The 21927-nt window shown below is 63.3% G+C and carries 22 protein-coding genes; 15 read left to right on the top strand and 7 right to left on the bottom strand.

All coding sequences use genetic code 11. From position 1 onward, the window contains the following. Window positions 1–107: 107 nt before the first annotated feature. The 4 genes from C7H85_RS00220 to C7H85_RS00205 form a co-directional block, all read right to left on the bottom strand. Window positions 108–1148 (bottom strand): ABC transporter permease, encoded by a 1041-nt coding sequence (locus C7H85_RS00220; RefSeq protein ID WP_106727719.1) that lies wholly within the window; start codon window positions 1146–1148, stop codon window positions 108–110. A gap of 21 nt (window positions 1149–1169) precedes the next feature. Further along, window positions 1170–2654, bottom strand: a complete 1485-nt coding sequence (locus C7H85_RS00215) for a sugar ABC transporter ATP-binding protein (RefSeq protein WP_106727718.1) — start codon at window positions 2652–2654, stop codon at window positions 1170–1172. A 55-nt stretch (window positions 2655–2709) separates the two neighbouring features. Continuing rightward, a complete protein-coding gene (locus C7H85_RS00210) occupies window positions 2710–3633 on the bottom strand; it encodes a sugar ABC transporter substrate-binding protein (RefSeq protein ID WP_106727717.1) in 924 nt (307 codons plus the stop codon). Window positions 3634–4027: 394 nt separating this feature from the next. Continuing rightward, the gene (locus C7H85_RS00205; protein ID WP_106727716.1) at window positions 4028–5038 is read right to left on the bottom strand and encodes a LacI family DNA-binding transcriptional regulator; all 1011 of its coding nucleotides are present in this window, start codon (window positions 5036–5038) and stop codon (window positions 4028–4030) included. 222 nt (window positions 5039–5260) lie between these two features. Here C7H85_RS00205 and iolG point away from each other — a divergent pair, with 222 nt between their 5' ends. The 4 genes from iolG to C7H85_RS00185 all read left to right on the top strand — a co-directional run bounded on the left by iolG (window position 5261) and on the right by C7H85_RS00185 (window position 8289). Next, window positions 5261–6274: a bifunctional inositol 2-dehydrogenase/D-chiro-inositol 1-dehydrogenase gene (gene iolG / locus C7H85_RS00200; protein WP_106728576.1), complete on the top strand. Its 1014-nt coding sequence runs from the start codon at window positions 5261–5263 to the stop codon at window positions 6272–6274. A 19-nt stretch (window positions 6275–6293) separates the two neighbouring features. Then, a complete protein-coding gene (locus C7H85_RS00195; RefSeq protein ID WP_106727715.1) occupies window positions 6294–7112 on the top strand; it encodes a TIM barrel protein in 819 nt (272 codons plus the stop codon). A gap of 320 nt (window positions 7113–7432) precedes the next feature. Next, window positions 7433–7978: a septation protein A gene (locus C7H85_RS00190; protein ID WP_106727714.1), complete on the top strand. Its 546-nt coding sequence runs from the start codon at window positions 7433–7435 to the stop codon at window positions 7976–7978. A gap of 11 nt (window positions 7979–7989) precedes the next feature. Further along, window positions 7990–8289 (top strand): YciI family protein, encoded by a 300-nt coding sequence (locus C7H85_RS00185; protein ID WP_106727713.1) that lies wholly within the window; start codon window positions 7990–7992, stop codon window positions 8287–8289. A gap of 34 nt (window positions 8290–8323) precedes the next feature. Here the strand turns inward: C7H85_RS00185 and C7H85_RS00180 are convergent, their stop codons facing one another. Continuing rightward, a complete protein-coding gene (locus C7H85_RS00180; RefSeq protein WP_106727712.1) occupies window positions 8324–9346 on the bottom strand; it encodes a LacI family DNA-binding transcriptional regulator in 1023 nt (340 codons plus the stop codon). Between the two features lie 257 nt (window positions 9347–9603). Here C7H85_RS00180 and C7H85_RS00175 point away from each other — a divergent pair, with 257 nt between their 5' ends. The 4 genes from C7H85_RS00175 to galU all read left to right on the top strand — a co-directional run bounded on the left by C7H85_RS00175 (window position 9604) and on the right by galU (window position 13253). Next, window positions 9604–10776 (top strand): Gfo/Idh/MocA family protein, encoded by a 1173-nt coding sequence (locus tag C7H85_RS00175; RefSeq protein ID WP_106727711.1) that lies wholly within the window; start codon window positions 9604–9606, stop codon window positions 10774–10776. A 39-nt stretch (window positions 10777–10815) separates the two neighbouring features. Continuing rightward, window positions 10816–11757 carry a sugar phosphate isomerase/epimerase family protein gene (locus C7H85_RS00170; RefSeq protein ID WP_106727710.1) on the top strand — a complete coding sequence of 314 codons (942 nt, stop codon included), beginning with the start codon at window positions 10816–10818 and terminating at the stop codon, window positions 11755–11757. Between the two features lie 220 nt (window positions 11758–11977). Further along, on the top strand, window positions 11978–12268 hold the full coding sequence (locus C7H85_RS00165) for a ComEA family DNA-binding protein (RefSeq protein ID WP_106727709.1): 291 nt from the start codon (window positions 11978–11980) through the stop codon (window positions 12266–12268). 79 nt (window positions 12269–12347) lie between these two features. Then, window positions 12348–13253: a UTP--glucose-1-phosphate uridylyltransferase GalU gene (gene galU, locus C7H85_RS00160; RefSeq protein WP_106727708.1), complete on the top strand. Its 906-nt coding sequence runs from the start codon at window positions 12348–12350 to the stop codon at window positions 13251–13253. Here the strand turns inward: galU and C7H85_RS00155 are convergent. Continuing rightward, on the bottom strand, window positions 13247–14221 hold the full coding sequence (locus C7H85_RS00155) for a response regulator (RefSeq protein ID WP_106727707.1): 975 nt from the start codon (window positions 14219–14221) through the stop codon (window positions 13247–13249). The genes galU and C7H85_RS00155 overlap by 7 nt on opposite strands. A gap of 139 nt (window positions 14222–14360) precedes the next feature. Here C7H85_RS00155 and C7H85_RS00150 point away from each other — a divergent pair, with 139 nt between their 5' ends. The 4 genes from C7H85_RS00150 (at window position 14361) to C7H85_RS00135 (ending at window position 18337) form a co-directional block, all read left to right on the top strand. Continuing rightward, window positions 14361–15047, top strand: coding sequence for a DnaT-like ssDNA-binding domain-containing protein (locus C7H85_RS00150; protein ID WP_106727706.1), 687 nt, complete (start codon window positions 14361–14363; stop codon window positions 15045–15047). After that, window positions 15031–15876: a DnaA ATPase domain-containing protein gene (locus C7H85_RS00145; RefSeq protein WP_106727705.1), complete on the top strand. Its 846-nt coding sequence runs from the start codon at window positions 15031–15033 to the stop codon at window positions 15874–15876. Before C7H85_RS00150 ends, C7H85_RS00145 begins: the two co-directional genes overlap by 17 nt. Before the next feature lie 110 nt (window positions 15877–15986). Continuing rightward, window positions 15987–17627 carry an ATP-binding protein gene (locus tag C7H85_RS00140; protein WP_106727704.1) on the top strand — a complete coding sequence of 547 codons (1641 nt, stop codon included), beginning with the start codon at window positions 15987–15989 and terminating at the stop codon, window positions 17625–17627. Further along, entirely contained in the window at window positions 17624–18337 is a 714-nt protein-coding gene (locus C7H85_RS00135; protein WP_106727703.1) for a response regulator, read from the top strand. The genes C7H85_RS00140 and C7H85_RS00135 overlap by 4 nt, the downstream gene beginning before the upstream one ends. Here C7H85_RS00135 and C7H85_RS00130 read toward each other — a convergent pair whose 3' ends face one another. Continuing rightward, window positions 18338–18541, bottom strand: coding sequence for a dodecin (locus C7H85_RS00130; protein WP_106727702.1), 204 nt, complete (start codon window positions 18539–18541; stop codon window positions 18338–18340). Between the two features lie 233 nt (window positions 18542–18774). Here C7H85_RS00130 and C7H85_RS00125 point away from each other — a divergent pair, with 233 nt between their 5' ends. The 3 genes from C7H85_RS00125 to C7H85_RS00115 are packed head-to-tail and all read left to right on the top strand — an operon-like array spanning window position 18775 to window position 21884. Continuing rightward, window positions 18775–19776, top strand: a complete 1002-nt coding sequence (locus tag C7H85_RS00125; protein WP_106727701.1) for a tripartite tricarboxylate transporter substrate binding protein — start codon at window positions 18775–18777, stop codon at window positions 19774–19776. Window positions 19777–19829: 53 nt separating this feature from the next. Next, complete coding sequence (locus C7H85_RS00120) at window positions 19830–20318, top strand: tripartite tricarboxylate transporter TctB family protein (protein ID WP_106727700.1); 489 nt, start codon at window positions 19830–19832, stop codon at window positions 20316–20318. Window positions 20319–20372: 54 nt separating this feature from the next. Continuing rightward, window positions 20373–21884: a tripartite tricarboxylate transporter permease gene (locus tag C7H85_RS00115; protein ID WP_210433521.1), complete on the top strand. Its 1512-nt coding sequence runs from the start codon at window positions 20373–20375 to the stop codon at window positions 21882–21884. The last annotated feature ends 43 nt before the right edge of the window (window positions 21885–21927 follow it).

Genomic DNA, 21927 nt, shown 5'->3' with positions numbered 1-21927 from the left:
TTTACTATCTCCAGGAACGTTTCAGACCACGCCGAGCATGCTGCTTATCCGGCGTGGCCTGAATGATGTCGTGCCTCCGCTGAGCTGCCCTACGAACAGCTATTGAATCAGCGTTTGACTCTGTTGCGACGCATGTCGATCACCACGGCCCCGACGATGATGGCGCCCTTGATGATGTCCTGCACATAGGTATCCACCCCGATAAAGGTGAAGCCGCTCTTCATCAGCCCGAGGATGATGGCGCCGATCACGCAGCCGGTGATGCGCCCCACCCCGCCCATCAGGCTGGTGCCGCCGATCACCGCCGCGGCGATGGCGTCCAGCTCGTAGGCCAGGCCCATGCTGGACTGGCCGCTGCTCACCCGCGCCGCCATCACGATGCCCGCCAGGCCGGACAGCGCCCCGGCGATGGAGTACACGATGATCAGATATTTATCGACGTTGATGCCGGATACCCGGGCCGAGGTCATGTTGCCGCCGATGGCGTACACGTATTTGCCGTAGCGGGTGTGCTTGAGGGCGATATGGAAGATCACCGCCACCACCAGGAAGATCACCACCGGCACCGAGCCCTGGCCAATGGAGGTAAAGCCGTCGGACAGGAAGCTGATCGGGTTGCCCTGGGTATAGAACTGGGCCAGGCCGCGGGCCGACACCATCATGCCGAGGGTGGCGATAAAGGGCGGAATGCCGGTCTTGGTGATCAGCCAGCCGTTGAGCACGCCGCACAGCAACCCCACCCCGATGCCCGCCAGTATCGGCACGATGGCCGGCAGGTCGAGCAGGGCCGGATACATGGGGGAGATGCTGTCGGCGGTCTGCGCCAGGCTGGCCGCCACCACCGCCGTCAGCGCCACCAGCGAGCCGGAAGACAGGTCGATGCCGGTGGTGATGATGACCTGGGTCACCCCCACCGCGATGATACCGATGATCGCCACCTGCAGCACGATCAGCACCAGTCGGCCCGGGTTCATCAGGAAGGACTGGCCGCGGAACACCCAGCCCAACACTTCGAACACCAGGGCGATACCGATCATCACCAGGAAGATGCCCATGTCCTTGGGCATTTTCTTCTTGAGGTTGTCCCAGGTGCTGGCCTGGTTAGCAGCGGTCGCCGCCACGTCTTTGTTCATCTTTACGTTTTCCATAATCCAAGTCCTTTTAACCGCTTATTCCGAGGCCAGCTCGAGGATTTTTTCCTGAGTGGCGTCCACTTTATCCAGAATGCCGGTGATATGCCCCTCGTGCATTACCATCACCCGGTCGCTCATGCCCAGGATTTCCGGCAGCTCCGACGACACCATGATGATGGCCACGCCCCGGTTGGCGAGCTCGCTGATCAGCTTGTAGATTTCCGCCTTGGCGCCGACGTCGATGCCCCGGGTCGGCTCGTCCAGGATCAGCAGCTTGGGCTGGGCCAGCAGCCAGCGGGCGATCAGCACCTTCTGCTGGTTGCCGCCGCTCAGGTTGTTGATGATCTGATCCATGGTCGGGGTCTTGATATTGAGTCTCTGGATCTGCTCCAGGCAGTCCCTGGCCATGTCGGAATGCTTGACGAAGCCTTTCTTGTCGATGTACTGGGGCATCTTGACGATGCTCATGTTTTCCAGCACCGACAGCACCAGGAACAGGCCGGATTTTTTGCGGTCCTCGGTGAGGAAGGCCAGCCCCAGGTCGATGGCCTGGGCGGGGGAATGGATCTGCACCTCCTGCCCTTCGAGCACTATGGTGCCGCTGTCGGCCGGGTATACCCCAAACAGGCTTTCCATCACTTCGCTGCGCCCGGCGCCGACCAGGCCGGCCACCCCCAGGATCTCGCCGCGCTTGAGGGAGAAGCTGACATCGTGGAATTTGCCGGCGCGACAGAGGTTGTTCACCGCCAGCACCTCTTCCCCGATGTTGTCGTTGAACTTGGGGAACATCTGGGTCAGCTCGCGGCCCACCATCTTGGTGATCAGGCTCTGGCGGTCGAAGTGTTCGGTCTTGTCCGAGCCGACGTAGGCGCCGTCCCGGAAAATGCTGATCTCGTCGGTAATTTCGAAAATCTCGTCCATCTTGTGGCTGATGTAGACGACGGACTTACCCTGCTCCTTGAGATCGTTGATGATGCGGAACAGGTGGAACACCTCGCCTTCGGTCAGCGCCGAGGTGGGCTCGTCCATGATCACCACGTCCGCGTCGTAAGACACCGCCTTGGCGATTTCGATCATCTGCTGGGTGCCGATGCTCAGCTCGCCCACCAGTTCATCGGGTTTGACCTTGATGCTGAGCTGCCTGAGCAGCTTGTCGGTTTCCCGGTAGAGGGTGTCGTGGTCGACGAAGGGCCCTTTCATCGGCTCCCGGCCCAGCCAGATATTTTCCGCCACCGTCATGTGCGGCACCAGGTTCAGCTCCTGGTGGATCATGGAAATGCCGGAGTGCAGCGCGTCCATGGTATCGCGGAAGTTCATTGCCTTGCCTTTGACCTTGATGGTGCCGGTATCCGGGGTGTAGATGCCGATCAGGCATTTCATCAGGGTCGACTTGCCGGCGCCGTTTTCGCCCATCAGCGCATGCACGCTGCCCGGCCGTATTTTCAGGGTGACGTTGTCCAGTGCCTTGACACCGGGGAAGCCTTTGCTGATGCCTTCGGCCTCGAGCACATATGGGTACATCTGATTACCTCCAAGACGTATCAAGGGGCCCGCCCCGCGGGCCCCTGTTGATGGCTTAGTTACGTCCAACGTATTCCTTGTAGTTTTCCGGGGTGACCAGCTCGTAGGGGATCATTACGCTTTGCTCCACCGCTTCGCCCCTGGCCATCTTGTAGGCGGTCTCGATGGCCGCCGACCCCTGTCCCTTGGCGTCCTGGAACACGGTCACGTCCAGCATGCCCTTGTCCACGAAGGCCAGGGCGTCGGGAGTGGCGTCCACCCCGCCGATGATCACATTTTCCAGCCGGTCCTTGCCCAGGGCCATGATGGCGCCGATGGCCATTTCATCGTTGTTGGAGGCGATGGCGTCGATCTCGTAGCCGGACAACAACCAGTTGTTGGTGATGTCGATGCCTTCCTTGCGTCCCCACTTGGCGGTTTCCTTGGTGATGATCTTGATGTCCGGGTACCTGGCGGCCACTTCCTCCACCCCGCGGGTGCGGTCGCGGGTGGCTTCGTCGGACAGGGCGCCCATCAGGATGGCCACGTTGCCCTTGCCGCCCAGCTGCTCGGCGATATATTCCATCTGCAGCACCCCGGCCACCTTGGAGTCGGAACCCACGAAGGCCATTCCCTCGGGCAGTTCGGCTTCGGGCCGACGGTTGACGAAGATCAGCGGAATGCCGGCATCGGCGGCGCGCTTGATGATCGGCGCCACCGCCTGGGTATCCACCGGGTTGATCACGATGGCATCCAGCCCCTGATTAACGAAACTTTCCACCTGCTGCAGCTGCTGGCCCACGTCGTTCTTGGCATCCTCGAACTGGGCATCAACCCCTTCCAGTTCCGCGACTTTCTCCTGCATCGCCTGGCGCACCAGGGTCAGGAAGTTGTCGTCGAACAGCGCCATGGACACGCCGAGCTTGATCTCGTCGGCATAGGCGCCGAACGGCAGGGTGGCGGCCAGGGCGGAGGCAACAATCAGCTTTTTAAATTTCATGGTCTTACTCCTTGTGAGAAACCGAGGGTGTTTCATTCCTTGACCGGGCCATTCAACCACTCAACAGCCCGATAAAATCGCTACCGGTGATGGCGAACCATTCATTGAACGTTTATTTCAAAATTAATAATGTTGGAATTTATGATTTTTCGCAAGGCGACTTCACCGTCGAACAGCAAAAAAATAACAATTCTTTGACATGGATCGTGTTCTGGTGGCGGGCGGCGCCGTGACAGCCCCGGAGTTAGTATGAAATTTTCTTTTAAATCATATAATTGACAGCGATCGGTGAAATCGGGAGGAAAAACGCTAAAACAGGCTCTCCCGGGCTGGAAACGGCCCGGCGCTGGCAGGTATAAAATGAAATATAAATTTCAACGGCGGAGGCAACCGCTCAGTGACCCAGGTTCTCCCGGGTGATCAGGGAAAAGTCGATATGCCCCCCGGCGGCCGGCGGCGTTCCCTGCTCCAGTTGGCAGAGCAACAGCTCCAGGGCGCGAAAGGCGTGCAGCCTGGGGTTCTGATCCAGGGTCAGGTGCATCTGCCCCTGGCGCAGCAGGGCCTCGGTGGTGGCGTGGCGTTCGTGGCCGATAAAGATACAGCGCCCGGCCAGCCCCCGGCGCGCCAGCAGGCGGGCGATGATGGCGTTGCCGGGCCCGGTGTTGTACACCGCCGCCACCCGGCCCGATGCCAACCGCTCCCGCACCAGGGATTCGATCAGTTCGTTCCGCTCCCGGCCCTCCAGCACCAGCGGCAACAGCCGGGAGCCGGACTCCGCCAGCCGCTCCCGGCAGCCGCGCACCCGCTCCCGGTGCACCAGCACCTCCTGCGGGCCGCACACCACCAGCAGTTCCCCGGGATCCCGGCACCATTGATCCAGCAGCCAGCCGGCGGTGCGCCCGGCGGCATACTGATCGATGCCCACATGGGCGAGGGGGCGGGTGCCCGGCAGCGCGGTGACCAGGGTGATCACCGGCACGCCCTGGTCGGTGGCGGCGTTCACCGCCGCCACCACCGCCGGGTGATCCGAGCCGAACAGTATGATGCCGTCCCGCCCGGCGGCGGCCTGAGTCAGTTTTTTCGCCAGTCGATCCGGTTCCCGCTCGCCGACAAAGGTGCGATGCAGCACCAGGCGCCGCTTGCCCAGAGTCTCCGCCGCCGCCATAAAGCTCTGACTCAGCTGTTTGAAGAAATAGGTGTCGCTGTCGCTCAGGAAGACCTCCACGTGGCGCAAGCGGCGCCATTCGTCGGGCAAGACCCGCTTAAGCCCCAACTCCCGGGCAATACGGAGCACCCGCTCGGCGGTGGCCGGCGCCACATTGCCCCGCTCATTCAGCACCCGATCCACCGTGGCCTCCCCCACCCCGGCCTGCCTGGCCACCTCCGCCAGTGTGATCTTCTTCATGTTTTTTCACTCCAGATCCCGGAAATTGTTCCAGTATAGCCGCAATGATGGCTTTCCATCATCATCGCCTTGGCGTTTTATCCCCACCGCTGCCTATAGTGATGACCATGAAACATAAATTCCAACAGCCCGTAACATCGAAAGATGCGGGCCGGGTGGGATGGATACCGCGGACCGTCGGCGACTCGAGCCGGCAAGATGATGTTTAATCTGGAGGAAGTCATGACAATCAGAATCGGTGTTATCGGCACGGGCGCCATCGGCGCAGACCATGCCCGACGCATTACCCAGACCCTGTCCGGCGGCCAGGTGGTGGCGGTGAACGACGTCAACCGGGCCCAGGCCGAGGCGGTGGTGGCGCGCCTGGGGCTGGACGCCAAGGTCTACGACAACGGTCATGAGCTGATCCAGGCCGCGGATGTGGACGCCGTGCTGGTCACCTCCTGGGGCCCCACCCACGAGGAATTCGTGCTTTCCGCCATCAAGGCCGGCAAGTACGTGTTCTGCGAAAAGCCCCTGGCCACCACCGCCCGGGGTTGCCTCAATATCGTCGAGGCCGAGGTGGCCGCCGGCCAGCGCCTGGTACAGGTGGGCTTTATGCGCCCCTACGACAAGGGCTACCAGCTGCTGAAACAGGCCATCGACAACAACCAGATCGGCGAGCCGCTGATGGTGCACTGCGCCCACCGCAATCCGACGGTGCCCGACAGCTATGTCACCAGCATGGCCATCGTCGACACCGCCATTCACGAGCTGGACGTGCTGCGCTGGCTGCTGGACGACGATTACAAGACGGTGCAGGTGGTTTATCCCAAGCGCACCCGTCACCGTTTCGAGCACCTGGCCGATCCGCAGATAGTGCTGATAGAAACCCAGAAAGGTGTGCGCATCGATCTGGAAATCTTCGTCAACTGCCAGTACGGCTACGACATCCAGTGCTCGGTGGTGGGCGAAACCGGTGTCGCCAACCTGCCCGAGCCCCAGAGCCTGCTGCTGCGCACCGAGGCCAAGCTGGCCACCAACATCCTCACCGACTGGAAACAGCGCTTTATCGAAGCCTACGACATCGAGCTGCAGGACTTTATCAAGGGCATTGAACAGCAACAGCTGTCCGGCCCCACCGCCTGGGACGGCTATGCCGCCGCCGTGGCCGCCGATGCCTGCGTGTTGGCCCAGGAAAGTGGCCAGATTGAACCGGTGGTGATGGCCGAGCGCCCCACCTTCTACAACAAATGATGTACGGAGCCGAACCAAGATGTCCCGACTGACCCCGACCTTCTCCCTGAACCATATGACGGCGCCCAAGCTGAGCGCCTTCGAACTGCTCGACACCGCCAGGGCCCTGGGCCTGAAGGCGGTGGAGCTGCGCAACGACGTGGCCGACAACAGCGTCAGCGAGCTGGATCACGCCCGCGCCATCGGCGCCAAGGCCCACGAGCTCGGCATCGAGATCCTGAGCATCAATGCCCTCTATCCGTTCAACATCTGGAACGAGGAGCGCGCCGCCCAGGCCGAGAAGCTGGCCGGGCTGGCCGCCGCCTGTGGCGCCACCGGCCTGGTGCTGTGCCCGCTCAACGACGGCAGCTTCCAGGGCTCGGATGCCGCCAGCCTGGAGCAGGCCCTGCACGGCCTCAAGCCGATACTGGAGCAACACGGCCTCAAGGGCTTTGTGGAGCCGCTGGGCTTCCCCGTCTCCTCCCTGCGGCTGAAGAAAGACGCGGTGGCCGCCATTCAGGCGGTGGGCGGCGAAGATCGCTTCGCCCTGGTGCACGACACCTTCCACCACATGGTGGCGGGCGAGACCGAGTTCTTCCCCGAGTTCACCGGCCTGGTGCACATCTCCGGGGTGGAAGACACCACCATCGGCTATGAGCAGATGCTGGACGCCCACCGGGTGCTGGTCGGCCCCGCAGACCGGCTGCACAACCTGACGCAGATCAAGACCCTGCTCGGCCAGGGCTACCAGGGCTATTTCTCGTTCGAACCCTTCGCCAAGGAAGTGTGCGAGCTGGACGAGCCGGTGCCGGCGGTGCAGGCCAGCATGAACTTCATCGCCGAGGGCGTGCAGGGCTAAGCCTCCGCCCCCCTCGTCGTCTCCCCATAAACAAAGGGCCCTGGCTCCGTATCGGAGCGGGGCCCTTTCGGCTTGATGGCAACGTTCACCATCCGTTTCTTCGCCAGATATTTCCCTGTCAGCACCGTTGTTTAATGTCCGTCACCTCCGCGAAGGCGGAGGTCCATGAAATATTGCACTGGATACCCGCCTTCGCGGGCATGACGAAATAGGGACTCCGAAGATTTGTCAGTAGATTGCAGTGAATAAACAACGGCCACTTGGCCTGTGGCCGGCCATGGGGGTAAACTGGGCGCTCATTCGCAGTACAGGTTATCTCAATGAAGCAGTTCGCCGAATTCATCCCGCTGATCATTTTCTTCGTGGTGTACAAGACCGTCGACATCTACGCCGCCACCGGCGCCCTGATGGCCGCCACCTGCGTGCAGATGCTGGTGCAATGGCTCCGGCACAAGACACTGGAAAAGATGCACCTGGTGACCCTGGTGCTGGTGCTGTTCTTCGGCGGGCTGACCATGTTCTTTCAGGACGACGCCTTTATCAAATGGAAGGTGACCGCCGTCAACGCCCTGTTCGCCCTGGGGCTGCTGGTCAGCCGTTACGGCTTCGGCAAGAACCTGATCAAGCAGATGCTGGGCAAGGAGCTCACCCTGCCGGACACCATCTGGGACAGGGCCAACCTGGCCTGGGTCGGTTTTTTCGCCTTCTGCGGCGCGTTGAATGTGTACGTGGCGTTCAACCTGTCCCAGGAGCTGTGGGTCAACTTCAAGGTATTCGGCCTGCTCGGCCTGACCCTGGCCTTTACCCTGGCCACCGCCTTTTACCTCTATCGCCAGCAACCGGCGCAAGACAATAAACCCCAGTAAGGATAACGCTCATGTGGTACGTGATTTTCAGTGAAGACACCCCCGACAGTCTGCCCAAGCGCAAGGAAGCCCGCCCGGCCCACCTGGCCCGGCTGCAGGCCCTGGCCGATGAAGGCCGGCTGCTGGTGGCCGGCCCCAACCCGGCCATCGATGCCGAAGACCCCGCCGAGGCCGGCTTTACCGGCAGCACGGTGATCGCCGAGTTCGACTCGCTGGACGCCGCCCGCGCCTGGGCCGACGCCGATCCCTACAACGCCGCCGGCGTCTACGCTTCGGTTATCGTCAAGCCCTTCAGGAAAGTCCTGCCCTGAGTTCGCCAAGCCGGCCCCGGACCGGTTTTTTTGATTACTGATCCCCTCGTAAATGCGATGTTCTCAACACCAGGGCGCCGGGCGCCAGGTAGCGTGAGGGTGCCTCGTCTGCCGTCAGCCGCCGGATGGCCTCGCCGATCAGCACCTGCAGCGGCTGCCGGTAAGTGGTCAGCTGGTAACAGGGCGAGGCGGCCTGATCGATGTCGTCGAAACCGACGATGGCCATACTGCCCTCCTCCCCCCGCACCTTCAGCGCCTCCATGGCCCCTATCGCCAGTATGTCGTTCTCGCAGAACAGCGCCTCTACCCGGGCCTCCCTCGGGGTGGTGTCCAGATAATGGAGCAGGCTCCGATAACCCTGCTCCCGCTGGTAATGCTCGGCGCCGAGCATCAGCGCCAGCTCTTTCCCCCGCTCGGCCAGGCCGTCCCGGAAGCCGTCCAGGCGCCGGAGCTGGGTGCTTTCCGACGGCGGCCCCGCCATATAGCCGATGCGGCGGTGTCCCTCGGCCACCATCAGGGCGGCGATTTCCTGTCCGGCCCGATAGCCGTCGGTGCTGACCACGTGGATATCCGGATTATCGCTGTTTCGATAGAGCACGATCAGCGGGATATTGCCGATATTTCTCGCCAGTTGCAGCAGTTCGTCGCTCAGTATGGTACCGAGGAAGATCAGCCCGTCCACCTGGAACTGGTCCGCCAGCGACATGGCGGCGCGGTAGCTCTGCTCCGAGGTGATGTTGAGCAGCATGGCCATGTAGCCCTTGCGCTGCAGCTGGCGGGTGATCTCGTCCAGGATCATGGCGAGATTGGGGTTGCCCAGCTCGTCGACCACCAGCCCGACGATATTGGTGCGCCGGGTGGTCAGGCTGCGCGCCAGCAGGTTGGGCTTGTAACCCAGCTCCTCGGCGGCCTGCCGCACCCGTGCCAGGGCCTTGGGAGAGATGGACGCCCCCTCGGTAAAGGCCCGGGACACCGTCCATTTGGAGACGCCGGCCCGCTCCGCCACGTCGCTGGCGGTGGCTTTGCGCGTTCCCTGTTCCTGTGTGTTTTTAACCATTTTTAAATTTACTGTTGACAGTTTCTTATCATGCGATCTAGTGTATTTGAAACCGGGTGCAAAAGAAAAGGGATTAATGCTCCCCTCGGTTCACTGAGTCACCGACGACGCTCGTCGGTTTTTTAATAAACCATTTTGCAACCGGGTGCATTACCACCCGGCCCGATTCGGCAAAAATTTTCAAGTTGTCTTGCACCCGATTGCAAGACCAGGCAGAACACGAGCGACTCGGTCGCCGCTTTGAAGAGGATAAGATCATGATAAACGGAGAGAGAACAATAGCGCGGCCCCTGCGCTGGGGCATGGTCGGCGGCGGCCGCACCGGTCAGGTGGGCTACAAGCACCGCACCGGCGCCCTGCGCGACGGCACCTACCAGCTGCTGGCCGGCGCCTTCGATCTGGACGCGGCCCGCGGCCGCGATTTCGGCACCCGGCTCGGCGTGGCCGAGGATCGCTGCTACGCCACCTATCAGGAGCTGATCGCGGGCGAAACCGCCCGCGAGGACGGTGTCGAGGTGGTGTCAATCGCCACCCCCAATTTCACTCACTTCGAGATCACCAAGGCGTGCCTGGAAGCAGGCCTGCACGTGATCTGCGAAAAGCCGTTGTTCTTCACCGTCGCCGAGTGCGATGAGGTGGCAGCCCTGGCAAGGGAAAAGGGACTGATCGTGGGAGTGACCTACGGCTTTACCGGCCACCCGCTGGTGCACCAGATGGCCGCCATGGTCAAGAAAGGCATGCTGGGCGATATCCGCATTGTCGACATGCAGTACACCCACGGTTTCAACTCCGGCGACGACACCGGTGCGGGCGAGGCGGTGAAATGGCGTACCAACCCCGCCACTGCGGGCTCGACCTTCGTACTGGGCGATATCGGCACCCACCTCTACTACCTGTCCGAGGTGGTATTGCCGCACCTGAAGATCGACAAGCTGCTGTGCGATCGCAAGGCCTTCATTCCGACCCGGGCCCCGCTCGAAGATCACGCCACCGTGCTGACCCACTACGACAACGGCGCCCGCGGCCGTCTTTGGGTGTCGTCGGTAAACGCCGGCAACATGGGCTCCCAGCGCTACCGTTTCGTCGGCTCCAGGGCCTCCGTCGAGTGGTCCGACGCCCATCCCGACCAGCTGATCTACGAAGTACAGGGCGAGCCGAACCGCACCCTGCACCACGGCATGCCCTATCTCGAAGAGGAAAGCCTGGCGGTCGATCGCATGGGCGCGTTGCACACCGAGGGCCTGGGCGACAGCTGGGCCAATATCTACCTGTGGATCGCCCAGGCCATCGACGCCAAACAACGCGGCGACGAGGCCTTCCTGAGCAGCCATCATTACCCGGGCATCGAGGCCGGCACCGAAGGTGTGCGCTGGCTCGAAAACTGCGTGCGCTCGGCCGACGCCGGCGCCGCCTGGGTCGACTACCAATAACCGGTCATCAACCGTCTTAGCAAGCAAGGATCAACCAACATGAAACTTTCCATCTGTACCGATGTGATGGGTAACCTCTCCTTCACCGAGATGCTCGACAACTGCGTGGCACTGGGCGTCGAAGGCCTGGAGATGACCGGCGGCGGCTGGTCCAAGGGGCCCCATTTCCGCGCCGACGAACTGCTGGCCGACAAGGGCCTGCTGAAGAAAAAGCTGGCCGAAATCGAGGCCCGCGGCCTCGAGATCGCCGCGCTCAACTGCTCGGCCAACCCGCTCGATCCGGGCGCCATGGGCGAGCGCCACCTCAAGGAGATGGAGCAGACCATCCGCCTGGCCGGCGAAATCGGCGTGAAGAAGATCGTCACCATGTCCGGCCTGCCCGCCGCCGCCCCCGGCGACAGCGTGCCGAACTGGCTGGTCTACACCAAGAGCTGGCCCGACGAGATGCCCGAGCGCGACCGCTACCAGTGGGAAGACTGCGCCTTCCCGCTCTGGCACCGGCTGGTGAAGCTCGCCGACGAAGTGGGCGTGGAGAAATACGCGCTGGAAAACTTCTCGGCCATGCTGGTGTGGAACCCCGAGACCCTGTTCCGCCTGCGCGATGAAGTGGGCCCCAAGGTCGGTCTGAACCTCGACCCCTCGCACCTGTTCTGGAAGGGGGCCTGCCCCATCGCCGCGGCCCGCGCCCTGGGCGATGCCATCCACCACGTGCACGGCAAGGACACCCGCATCGAGCGCGGCCTGGCCGATGTGAACGGCCTGCTCGAGCTGAAGGAGGTCACCGACGTGGCCAACCGCGCCTGGAACTACGTCGCCGTCGGCGCCGGCCACGATCTGCAGTGGTGGAAGGAGTTCTTCTCGGTGGTGCGCATGCAGGGCTACAACGGCTGGGTCAGCCTGGAGATGGAAGACTTCACCATGTCCACCGAGGCGGGCATCCAGTCCTCGATCGACGCCCTGCAGCAGACTATCAGCAGGTAATCCACGATAACCGACGATAATCACGGGAAGCCGGCGACAACGCCGGCTTCCTGCATTGCCCCTTGTTTGCAACGCTCTCCCCGCTGTTTGTCCCCCTGCGGCTCTCCTCACCCGTTTGGGTGGTTTTGCCCGAGGGGCATTGCGCAATGCGCCGTCCTTGGCAAGGCTTGAAGCGTCTGGGGACAAACCTCAGCATGCCCAACAACAAGGAGAGACGGGAATGAACAAACCACTGCTATCCGCCCTGCTGGCCGCCCTGCTGGCCGTCACCACCCCCGCCCTGGTCCATGCCCAGGCCGCCGCCGAGCAGGCCGCGGTCACCAGCATCGACATCAATACCGCCACCACGGAACAGCTGTCGCTGCTCACCGGCATCGGGCCGGCCAAGGCGGAGGCCATCGTCGAGTACCGGGAAGCCAACGGCCCCTTCGGCTCGGTCGATGACCTGGCCAAGGTCAGCGGCATCGGCCCGGCCACGGTGGAGAAAAACCGCCACCTGCTGAGCCACTGAAGCTCCGGCCACTCCCGGCCATGGCCGGGAGTGGCGCTATTGGTTATGATACGGGTCCGTTGTTTTTTTGGTGCCCGTGATGTCCTCTCAGCCCCCGATCCGCAAAGCGGTCATTCCCGTCGCCGGTCTCGGCACCCGCATGCTGCCCGCCACCAAGGCGATTCCCAAGGAAATGCTGCCGGTGGTCGACAAGCCCCTGATCCAGTACGTGGTCAACGAGGCGGTACAGGCCGGAATAAAAGAAATCGTGCTGGTCACCCACGCCAGCAAGAACTCCATCGAAAACCACTTCGACACCAGTTTCGAGCTGGAGGCCACCCTGGAAAAGCGGGTCAAGCGCCAGCTGCTGAGCGAAGTGCAGAACATCTGCCCGCACGACGTCACCATCATGCACGTCCGCCAGGGCGAGGCCAAAGGGCTGGGCCACGCCATTCTGTGCGCCCAGCCGCTGGTGGGCGACGCCCCCTTCGCCATACTGCTGCCCGATGTGCTGATCGACGAGGCGGCCAGCAACCTGCGCCAGGACAACCTGGCAGCGATGATCCGGGCCTTTGCCGACGGGGGGCACAGCCAGATCCTGGTGGAGCCGGTCGCCCATGAGCGGGTGGATCAGTTCGGTATCGTCGATATCAACGGCGGTACCCTGGAGCAGGGCCGCTCTGCCCCGCTCTGCGCCATCGTCGAGAAGCCCCGGCACGAAGAGGCCCCCTCCAACCTGGCGGTGGTGGGCCGCTATGTGCTGTCCGCCAATATCTGGCCGTTGCTGAAGAAAACCCCGCTCGGCAAGGGCGACGAGATCCAGCTGACCGACACCATCGCCATGCTGATGGAGCAGGAGCCGGTCGAGGCTCATCATATCCGGGGCAAGAGCCACGACTGCGGCAGCAAGCTGGGCTACCTCAAGGCCAATGTGGAATACGGGCTGCGCCATCCCGAGCTGGGGGCGGACTTTGCCGACTACCTGCGCGGGCTCCCCGTTCAGTGATCGCCGTGATGGGCGGTGAACTGGATTTCGCTGCCGAAACCGCCCTTCAGGCTCAGCTCCAGCGGGAATGAAAACGGGTACCGGAACTGGCTGACGCTCAGTTCCTCCACCCCCAGCGGGCCCGCGTCGCAATGCTCCAACCAGTCGCTGCCGGCCATGCCGCCGTTGGCCACCTCCACCACCCGGGCCCGGGCATCGAGCCGGAACAGCGCCAGGTTGACCCGGGTATCCAGGCCCACATCAAGGATCAGCCGGTTGATGTACTCCAGGGTCCGGGCCGGGCTGTCGAGCATGTTGTCCTGGTCGCCGCGGTAGTGGCGCAGGGGCTCGTTGAGCAGGAACGCCACCAGCGACATCACCACAGGGGTGTCCATGTTGAGCGGGTCGAATTCGGCCAGCAGCAGCAGCAGATCCTGGTTGAGGTGCAGGTATTCGGTCAGCACCCAGGGCGAGCTCTGCCGGCAGCTCAGCCGCCAGGGGCCGAACTCGCGCTCGGGCTGTTGCCGCCAGCTCTGCATCAGCCGGCTGGCGGCGATGTCTTCCTTGCGGTAGAAGGCCAGGTGTTCGTTGAGTTCGGCCAGCAGCCGTTGCGGATCCGGACGCAGGCTGGCGCCGATCACCTCCGCCACCATGGCCCAGTTGCGGATGGGTTTGATCAGGTAATCTTCCGCCCCGGCGCGCAGCGCCCGGGACACGTCCGCCATTTTCTGCTGGCCGGAAATGGCGATCACCGGCAGTTCCGGGTAACGCTGTTTCAGGCAGGCGATCACCTCGTGACCGGCGGGCGCCGGCAGCAATAAATCGCTCAGCACCAGGTCGGGCTTTTGCCGGAAGGCCTGCTGCAGCCCGTCCTCACCGCTGTCCGCCTCGGTTACTTTTGCTCCCCACAGCTCGAGATAGGCCACCATCAGCCGACGGAATACCGGGTCGTCTTCTATCAGTAGGATCTGTGGGCAAAAGTCGAACATGGGCCTGCTTTTCTGGTAATGAGAATGTATACACTGAGACTAGCTGATTTTGGCCACAGTGAAAGCGGCCCGGGCGGGCGGCTGTATTCTGCCGGCACTTTGGTGGATAATGGCCGTCCCATGCAGCAACAGTGGCATTATGACTCCGGCAGAATATCAGGCACTGACCTCCCCCAGACTGTCTCATCCGGCACGCAGCCTGTACCTGTTGCATCTCAGGCACCAGGCCCGGGGGGATTGTACCCCGCCGCTCGACTACCCCAGCCTGGGCAAGGCCCTGGCGGTGCAGAAGGACGGCGACTACCAGTACCGGGTGACGCCGCTGAAGCTGACCGCCCTGCTCGACGAGCTGCAGGCGGCGGGGCTGCTGAGCCCGCAGGAAAAGCCGCATTCCCAGCACTACCATGGCGCCACTTTCATGTTGCCGCTGAAACGGCTCGCCGGGCTGTCGCCATTGCCGCCCCGGCAGTTTGCCATGCATCCGGAGTGGCGCCCGGACCCGCAGCTCGACCAATTGGCCAGGTTGTGCGGCCTGCTCGACAGCCACTTCGACGAGGCCGAACTGGGTGAATTTATCGCCTACTGGCTGGGCCGGCCCGAAGCATTCGCCAACCAGCACCAGTGGACCCTCAAGTTCGTGCGCCAGCTCAAGAGCCAGCGCAGCATCAGGCGCCCGCCCGCCGTGGCGGCGGCCGCCACCACCGGCTACCAGCCACCACCGGCCAGAACCGAGACCGGCCCCAGCAAACGGGCCCGGGAGATGATGGAAGAAGCCCGGCGTCTCGGCGGCGGCGCTCACGGAGAACACGATGAAGAAGACGCCTGAAGAAATCGCCGCCGACCTGGCCGATATCGCCCGGCGGCGGCGCAAACGGCCCGAGCCGGATCTGTCACCGGCCGCCGGCGGCGATCGGCAGGTACAGGGACTGTTGAGCCGGCTGCAGCGGCTGCGCGCCAGCGGCACCCTGCCCCAGTACGACTATGCCGCCCTCAAGCGCCAGTACGAGCAGCAGGCCAACGCCGAGGTACGCCAGGCCCAGCAGGAAGCGCGCCAGAAACGGACCGAGCGGCTGCTGGCCCAGGCCGATTTGAATCCGGACTGGATCTTCGCCAACATGGACAGGGACGATCCGGCGCTCGGTCACCATATCGATACCGCCCATCACTTTATCAATGCCTTCGATCACTGGGAGCAGAAAGGCGGCGCCGCCATCCTGATCTACGGTGACTTCGGCACCGGCAAGTCGACCCTGGCCGGCGCCATCGCCCACGAGCTGATCCGCCAGCACCAGAAGTCGGTGATCTTCCAGCAGTGGGCCTCGGTGGTGGACCGGCTGTTCTTCGGGGTGATCGAGGATCAGGAAAGCCGCAATCAGTACCGCCGGGCACTGGAGGAGGTCGACCTGCTGATCCTGGACGAGGTGGCGGCCAACCGCGCCCGGCTGGCGGAAAGCCAGTCCAGCTTTCTCGGCCACCTGCTGCGCCGCCGGCGCAACCTGTCCAAGAGCGTGATCATCATCACCAACCACGATCCCCAGGCGCTGCACCGGGCGGTGGGGGATTTCTGCTTCGAGGCGATCAAGGCCTTCCATCCGGTGGACCTGGCCCTGCACGGCCCCAGCCGCCGGCCCGATATCGGGGACTACCGCAGCTGATTCAGCAAACACCGGGCAGAACAGCCCTCACATTATTGCCGTCCCGTATTGGGCCGGCTGGCAGATGGGGGGTACAATAGGGCCAGCTCCCCTTTACAGGCAGTGTTCAGGTGTCCGTTAACACAAAGCGCTTCTTCCCCCCACTCCGATTCCGCACCCAGGTACTCTTGCTGGTCGGCACCCTGGTGGCCGCCACCCTGCTGGTGCAGGGCGCCTACCTCAATCATCGCCAGAGCCAGATCATCACCGAACAGATAGGCATGCGTGCCATGAGCGTGGCGCAAACCGTGGCCCAGATCCCGGCTATCATCGACGCCTTCGACAGCGCCGATCCCGCCGCCATCATCCAGCCGCTGGCGGAGCAGATCCGCATCGAGACCGGTGCCCGCTACGTGGTGGTCGGCAACCGCTTCGGCATCCGCTACGCCCATCCCCTGCCCGAGCGGCTGGGGCTGCCGATGGTGGGCGGCGACAACGACCGGGCCCTGCTCGGCGGCGAAGCCTATATCTCCGAGGCCGAAGGCTCGCTGGGCGAAGCCATTCGCGGCAAGGCGCCGGTGTTCGACGCCAACGGCGACATCATCGGTATCGTCTCGGTCGGCTTCATGCTGGAGAAGGTCGATATCGATATCGACAACTCCCTCGCCCTCGGCTGGGGCCTGATCGGCCTGATGGTGGTGCTCGGCCTGGCCGGCGCCGGCTGGCTGGCCCAGCACCTGAAAAAGGTGATACTGGGGCTGGAACCCCACGAAATCGCCCGTCTGGTGATGGAAAAGGACGCCATTCTGCAGTCCATCCACGAAGGCATAGTGGCGGTCAACCAACAGGGACAGATCACCCTGCTCAACCAGGCCGCCCGGCGCTTTCTCGGCCTGCCGCCGCACAGCAATGCGGTGGGCCGGCCGGTACAGGAGCTGGTGCCCAATTCCCGCTTGCGGGAGGTGCTGTCCAGCGGCGAGCGCCAGTTCGATCAGGAAATGTGGATCGGCGAACACCCGGTGGTGGTCAACCGGGTTCCCATCATCCACGGCGGCCGGGTGCAGGGCGCCGTGGCCACCTTCCGCAGCCGCCAGGAGATCCGCGATCTGTCCCTGGCGCTGAACGCGGTCAACCGGGACCGGGATGCCCTGCGGGTGCAGGCCCACGAGTTTTCCAACAAGCTCTATACCATTTCCGGCCTGCTGCAGCTTGACAAGCCACAGCAGGCGCTGGCGCTGATCAACCAGGAGACCGCCCGCGAGCAGGCCCGCCTGGCGACGGTGCTGGAGCAGGTGGAAGACCCCTTGGTGGGCGCCATTCTGCTCGGCAAGCTGGCGGACGCCGAGCAGAAGGGGGTGCAGCTGGAGATAGTGGAAGACAGCGCCCTGCATACCCCGCTCGGTCCCCAGGGCCAGGAGGTGCTGATCTCGGTGCTCGGCAACCTGCTCAACAACGCGGTCGACGCCGCCCTGCTGGGCAGACAGACGCCACCCCGGGTGCGGCTGTTTTTCACCGATCTCGGGGAACAGCTGCTGTTCGAGGTGGAAGACAACGGCCCGGGGGTGGATCCCGCCCTGCTGGCGCACATCTTCCGGGAAGGCTTCACCACCAAGCCCGGCAAGCACATGGGCATCGGCCTGGCCCTGGTGCGCCAGCTGTGCCTGGAGTACGGCGGTGATGTCAGCCTGGAAGACGGCGACCTCGGCGGCGCCTGTTTTATCGTCACCCTGGCCAAGGCGCGGATGGCCGGGCAGGAGGAAACCCTGGCATGACCCTGAAGAACCACGGCGTACTGATTATCGAGGACGACTTTCGCATCGCCGAAATCAACCGGCAATTCGTGGAGCAGAGCGCGGGCTTCAAGGTGCTCCATGAGGCCCGCACCAAGGCCGAGGCGCTGGCGTTCCTGGCCGACCATGCCGACCAGATCAGCCTGGTGCTGCTCGACGCCTACATTCCCGATGCCACCGGGCTGGAACTGCTGTGGGAGATCCGCCGGCTGTACCGGCATATCGACATCGTGATGGTGACCGCCGCCAGGGAAGTGGACACCATCCAGGAGGCCCTGCGCGGCGGCGTGTTCGACTACCTGATCAAGCCCACCCAGAGCGAGCGCATGGCCCATATGCTCAGCCGCTTCGTACAGGAACGGACCCTGCTCGAACAGAAGCAGGAAATGAGCCAGGAAGAACTGGACATGGCCCTGAACCGCCGGCCCGTGGTCAGCGAGCCGGCACCGGCGGCGCCGGGCACCGGCACCCTGCCCAAGGGCATCGACCGCCTGACCCTGGATACCGTGGTCAATACCATGGCCCAGACCCAGGCGCCGCAAACCGCGGTGGAACTGGCCAAGACCATCGGCGCCAGCCGCTCCACCGCCCGCCGTTACCTGGAATACCTGGTGGCCCAGGGCCGGGCCTGCGCCGAACAGGCCTACGGTGAAGTGGGCCGGCCCGAGCGGCGTTACCGCCTCAACCGCTGATCAGCTCAGGCGGAAACCGATTTTCACCACCACCTGAAAGTGCGCGATCTGGCCGTCCTTGATATGGCCGCGCATCTCGGTGACCTCGAACCAGTCCAGGTGCTCGACGGTTTCGGCCGCCTTGGCCACCGCCTGCCTGATGGCATCGTCGTAACCGCTGGTGGACGAGCCCGCGACCTCGATCAGCTTGTAAACATGACTCATAAATCCCCCGCTGCCGGCAAGTGCGCACGGCCACCGACCGCCGGTGGCCGCCGCTGCCACTGTTAAGCAATAGCAGCCCGCCCCGGGGCCGTCATTATTTTCCCGCCTGTGAACAAAATAAACAAAATCGCCTTAATGCCGTTTTTTCTATTTATGCCCCAAAGCTTGTTGCCTAACAGCTGTGCATCTATTTTTACACCAGATGTTAACAAGGACGAACCAAGGAGAACTGTATGTTCAACGCTCTACGCAAACCGTTCAAACGCTTGGGCCTGGCCGCCCTGCCGCTGCTGGCCCTCGGCGCCCAGATGCCGGCCCAGGCCCAGGACTGGCAGCCGACCCGACCGGTGGAGTTCATCGCCCCCGCCAATCCGGGCGGCGGCTGGGATACCCTGGTGCGCACCGCCGGCATGGTGATCCAGGCCGAGAAGCTGGCGCCGCAGAATTTCGCCCCCATCAACGTGCCCGGCGGCGGCGGCGCCGTGGCCTGGGCCCAGATCGCCCGCGATGCCAAGAACGATCACAAGCTGTTCGCCACCAGTCCGCCCATCATCCTGGTGCCCCTGGCCGGCACCTCCCGTTTCAGCCACAAGGACTTCACCCCCATCGCCCAGCTGAATACCGACTACTCCATCATTCTGGTGCGCAAGGATTCTCCCTACCAGACCGTAAATGACCTGTTCAACGCGATGAAGGCCAACCCCGGCCTGAGCGTGGGCGGCGGCTCGGCGGCCGGCTCCATGGATCATATCGCCATCGCCGGTGCCGCCGCCGAGGCCGGCCTGGAAGCGCGTAATGTCAACTACATCGCCTTCTCCGGCGGTGGCGAAGCCATGATCAGCCTGATGGGCAAGCACGTGGAAGCGGTGGTCAGCGGTGCCGGCGAGTCGGCGGGCCAGCTGGAAGGCGGCGAGCTGCGCGCGCTGGCGGTCTCTTCTCCCGAGCGCCTGGGCGGCACCCTGGCCAGTGTGCCCACCTTCAAGGAGCAGGGACTCGATTACACCTTCGACATCTGGCGTGGCGTCATGGGTCCGAAGGACATGTCACCCGAAGCGCGGGCCTATTACGAAGACCTGTTCGCCCGCATGGTGAAAACCGATGCGTGGAAGCAGGCCAGCGCCCAGATGGGCTGGATCGACGCCTACCAGGGTAGTGAGGCCTTCGGCGCCTTCCTCGACTCCCAGCTCGATCAGTTCAGCACCATCCTGGGTGACCTGGGTCTGCTGCGGCGCTAACGGATAGCGGTGACGGGGACTTCCCCGTCACCCAGCCATGTACAGGTATTGTTATGAACAAACTCAACATCAACCAGAAAATAGGTATTATTCTGGCTCTGTTTGCCCTGGGTTACATCTGGATGGCGTTCCAGATCCCCGGGTTCTCGCTGCCCCGCCCCGTCGACTCGGACACCTTCCCCAAGGCCCTGGGTAGCGCCCTGCTGGTGCTGGCCGTACTGCTGTTCCTGGAAAAACCCAGGCAACACGTTCAGGACGACGACGAGCAGGACGACATCATCGAGGAAACAGGCGGTTTCTGGACCAGCCCGCGCATGCGGGTGGCAGTCACCTCGGTGGCCATTATCGCCTACGCCTTCGCCCTGCAGCCGATTGGCTTTGTCGTCACCTCCATCCTGCTGTGCTGCGGCCTGGCCTACTACTACGGCTATCGCAACCACAAGGCCAACCTGTTGGCATCGAGCGGTGTCGTGCTGGCACTGTATTTCATGATGAGTTACGTGATGGATGTTTATCTCCCCACCGGGATCTTGCCCTTCTAAAAGAGCGGTCGCGTTGACTTACCTTTAATCAGGAAAAATCAAAGGTTTATCATTATGATGGATGCATTCAACAGTCTGGTGTACGGCTTCGGCATCGCCCTGGACCCGATGAATATCATGTACGTGTTCGTCGGTGTCTTCGCCGGCACCATTATCGGCATGCTGCCCGGCCTGGGCCCCATCAGTGCCCTGGCGCTGATGATCCCCATTACCTTCAGCATGGATCCCGCCTCCGGCCTGATCCTGATGTCCGGGGTCTATTACGGCGCCATCTTCGGCGGCTCCACCTCCTCCATCCTGCTCAATGCCCCGGGCGTGGCCGGCACCGTGGCCACCTCCTTCGACGGCTACCCCATGGCCAAGAAGGGCATGGCGGGCAAAGCCCTGGCGATTGCCGCTTACGCCTCCTTTATCGGCGGTACCGTTTCGGTGATCGGCCTGATGCTGATCGCCCCGCTGCTGTCCAAGGTGGCGGTGAGCTTCGGCCCTGCCGAATACTTCGCGCTCATGCTGCTGGGCCTGACCGCCGTGGTCAGCCTGTCCGACAAGTCCCTGGTCAAGGGCCTGATCGCCGCCGTGATCGGCATGATGATCTCCATCGTCGGTATCGATCTGCAGACCGGTACCGAGCGCTACACCTTCGGCAGCCTGGAGCTGATCGACGGCATCGACTTCCTGGTGGTGGCGCTCGGCGTGTTCGCCCTGGCGGAAGTGTTCTATATGCTGCTCAAGGGCGGCAGCAAGGAGCAGCCGCGCAACAACATCGGCTCGCTCAAGCTCAGCAAGAGTGAAGTCAAGGAAATCGCCGGCCCCATCGGCCGCAGCTCGGTACTCGGCTTCTTTATCGGCGTGCTGCCCGGCGCCGGTGCCACCGTCGCGTCCTTCCTCGGCTACAGCCTGGAAAAACGCCTGGCCAAGGACGGAGACACCTTCGGCAAGGGCAACATCAAGGGCGTCGCCGGCCCCGAGTCCGCCAACAACGCCGCCTGCGGTGGCTCCTTCGTGCCCCTGCTGACCCTGGGTGTGCCCGGCTCCGGCTCCACCGCCGTGCTGCTCGGCGCCCTGCTGGTGATGGGCGTGACCCCCGGCCCCATGATGCTGGAACAGCGTCCGGACGTATTCTGGGGGGTAATCGCCAGCATGTACGTGGGCAACATCTTCCTGCTGGTGCTGAACCTGCCGCTGATCCCCTACATCGCCAAAATCCTGGACATGCCCAAGCCGCTGCTGCTGGCGATGATCCTGATCTTCTGCATGATCGGCGTCTATGGCCTCAGCTTCAACGTGTTCGACCTGCTGCTGCTGCTCGGTTTCGGCCTGATCGGCCTCGGCATGAAGCTGTTCGGCTTCCCCACCGCGCCGCTGATCCTGGCGCTGATCCTGGGTGCCATCATGGAAGAGTCCATGCGCCGTGCCCTGCAGATCTCCGGTGGCGACTGGATGACCTTCGTCGACAAGCCCATTTCCATGTGGCTGCTGATCCTGGCCGCGCTGTCGCTGTTCTCCCCGCTGATCAAGAAGCTGGTGCAGCGCACCCTGGCCGCCGGCAAGCCCAAGGCCGCCTGAGTCCATCACCGCGGAATACGTTAAAAGCGCCCTGGTGGCGCTT

This window comes from Zobellella endophytica (assembly GCF_003012775.1).
Lineage (GTDB): Bacteria > Pseudomonadota > Gammaproteobacteria > Enterobacterales > Aeromonadaceae > Oceanimonas > Oceanimonas endophytica.
This window is presented reverse-complemented; position numbering and strand designations above follow the sequence as displayed.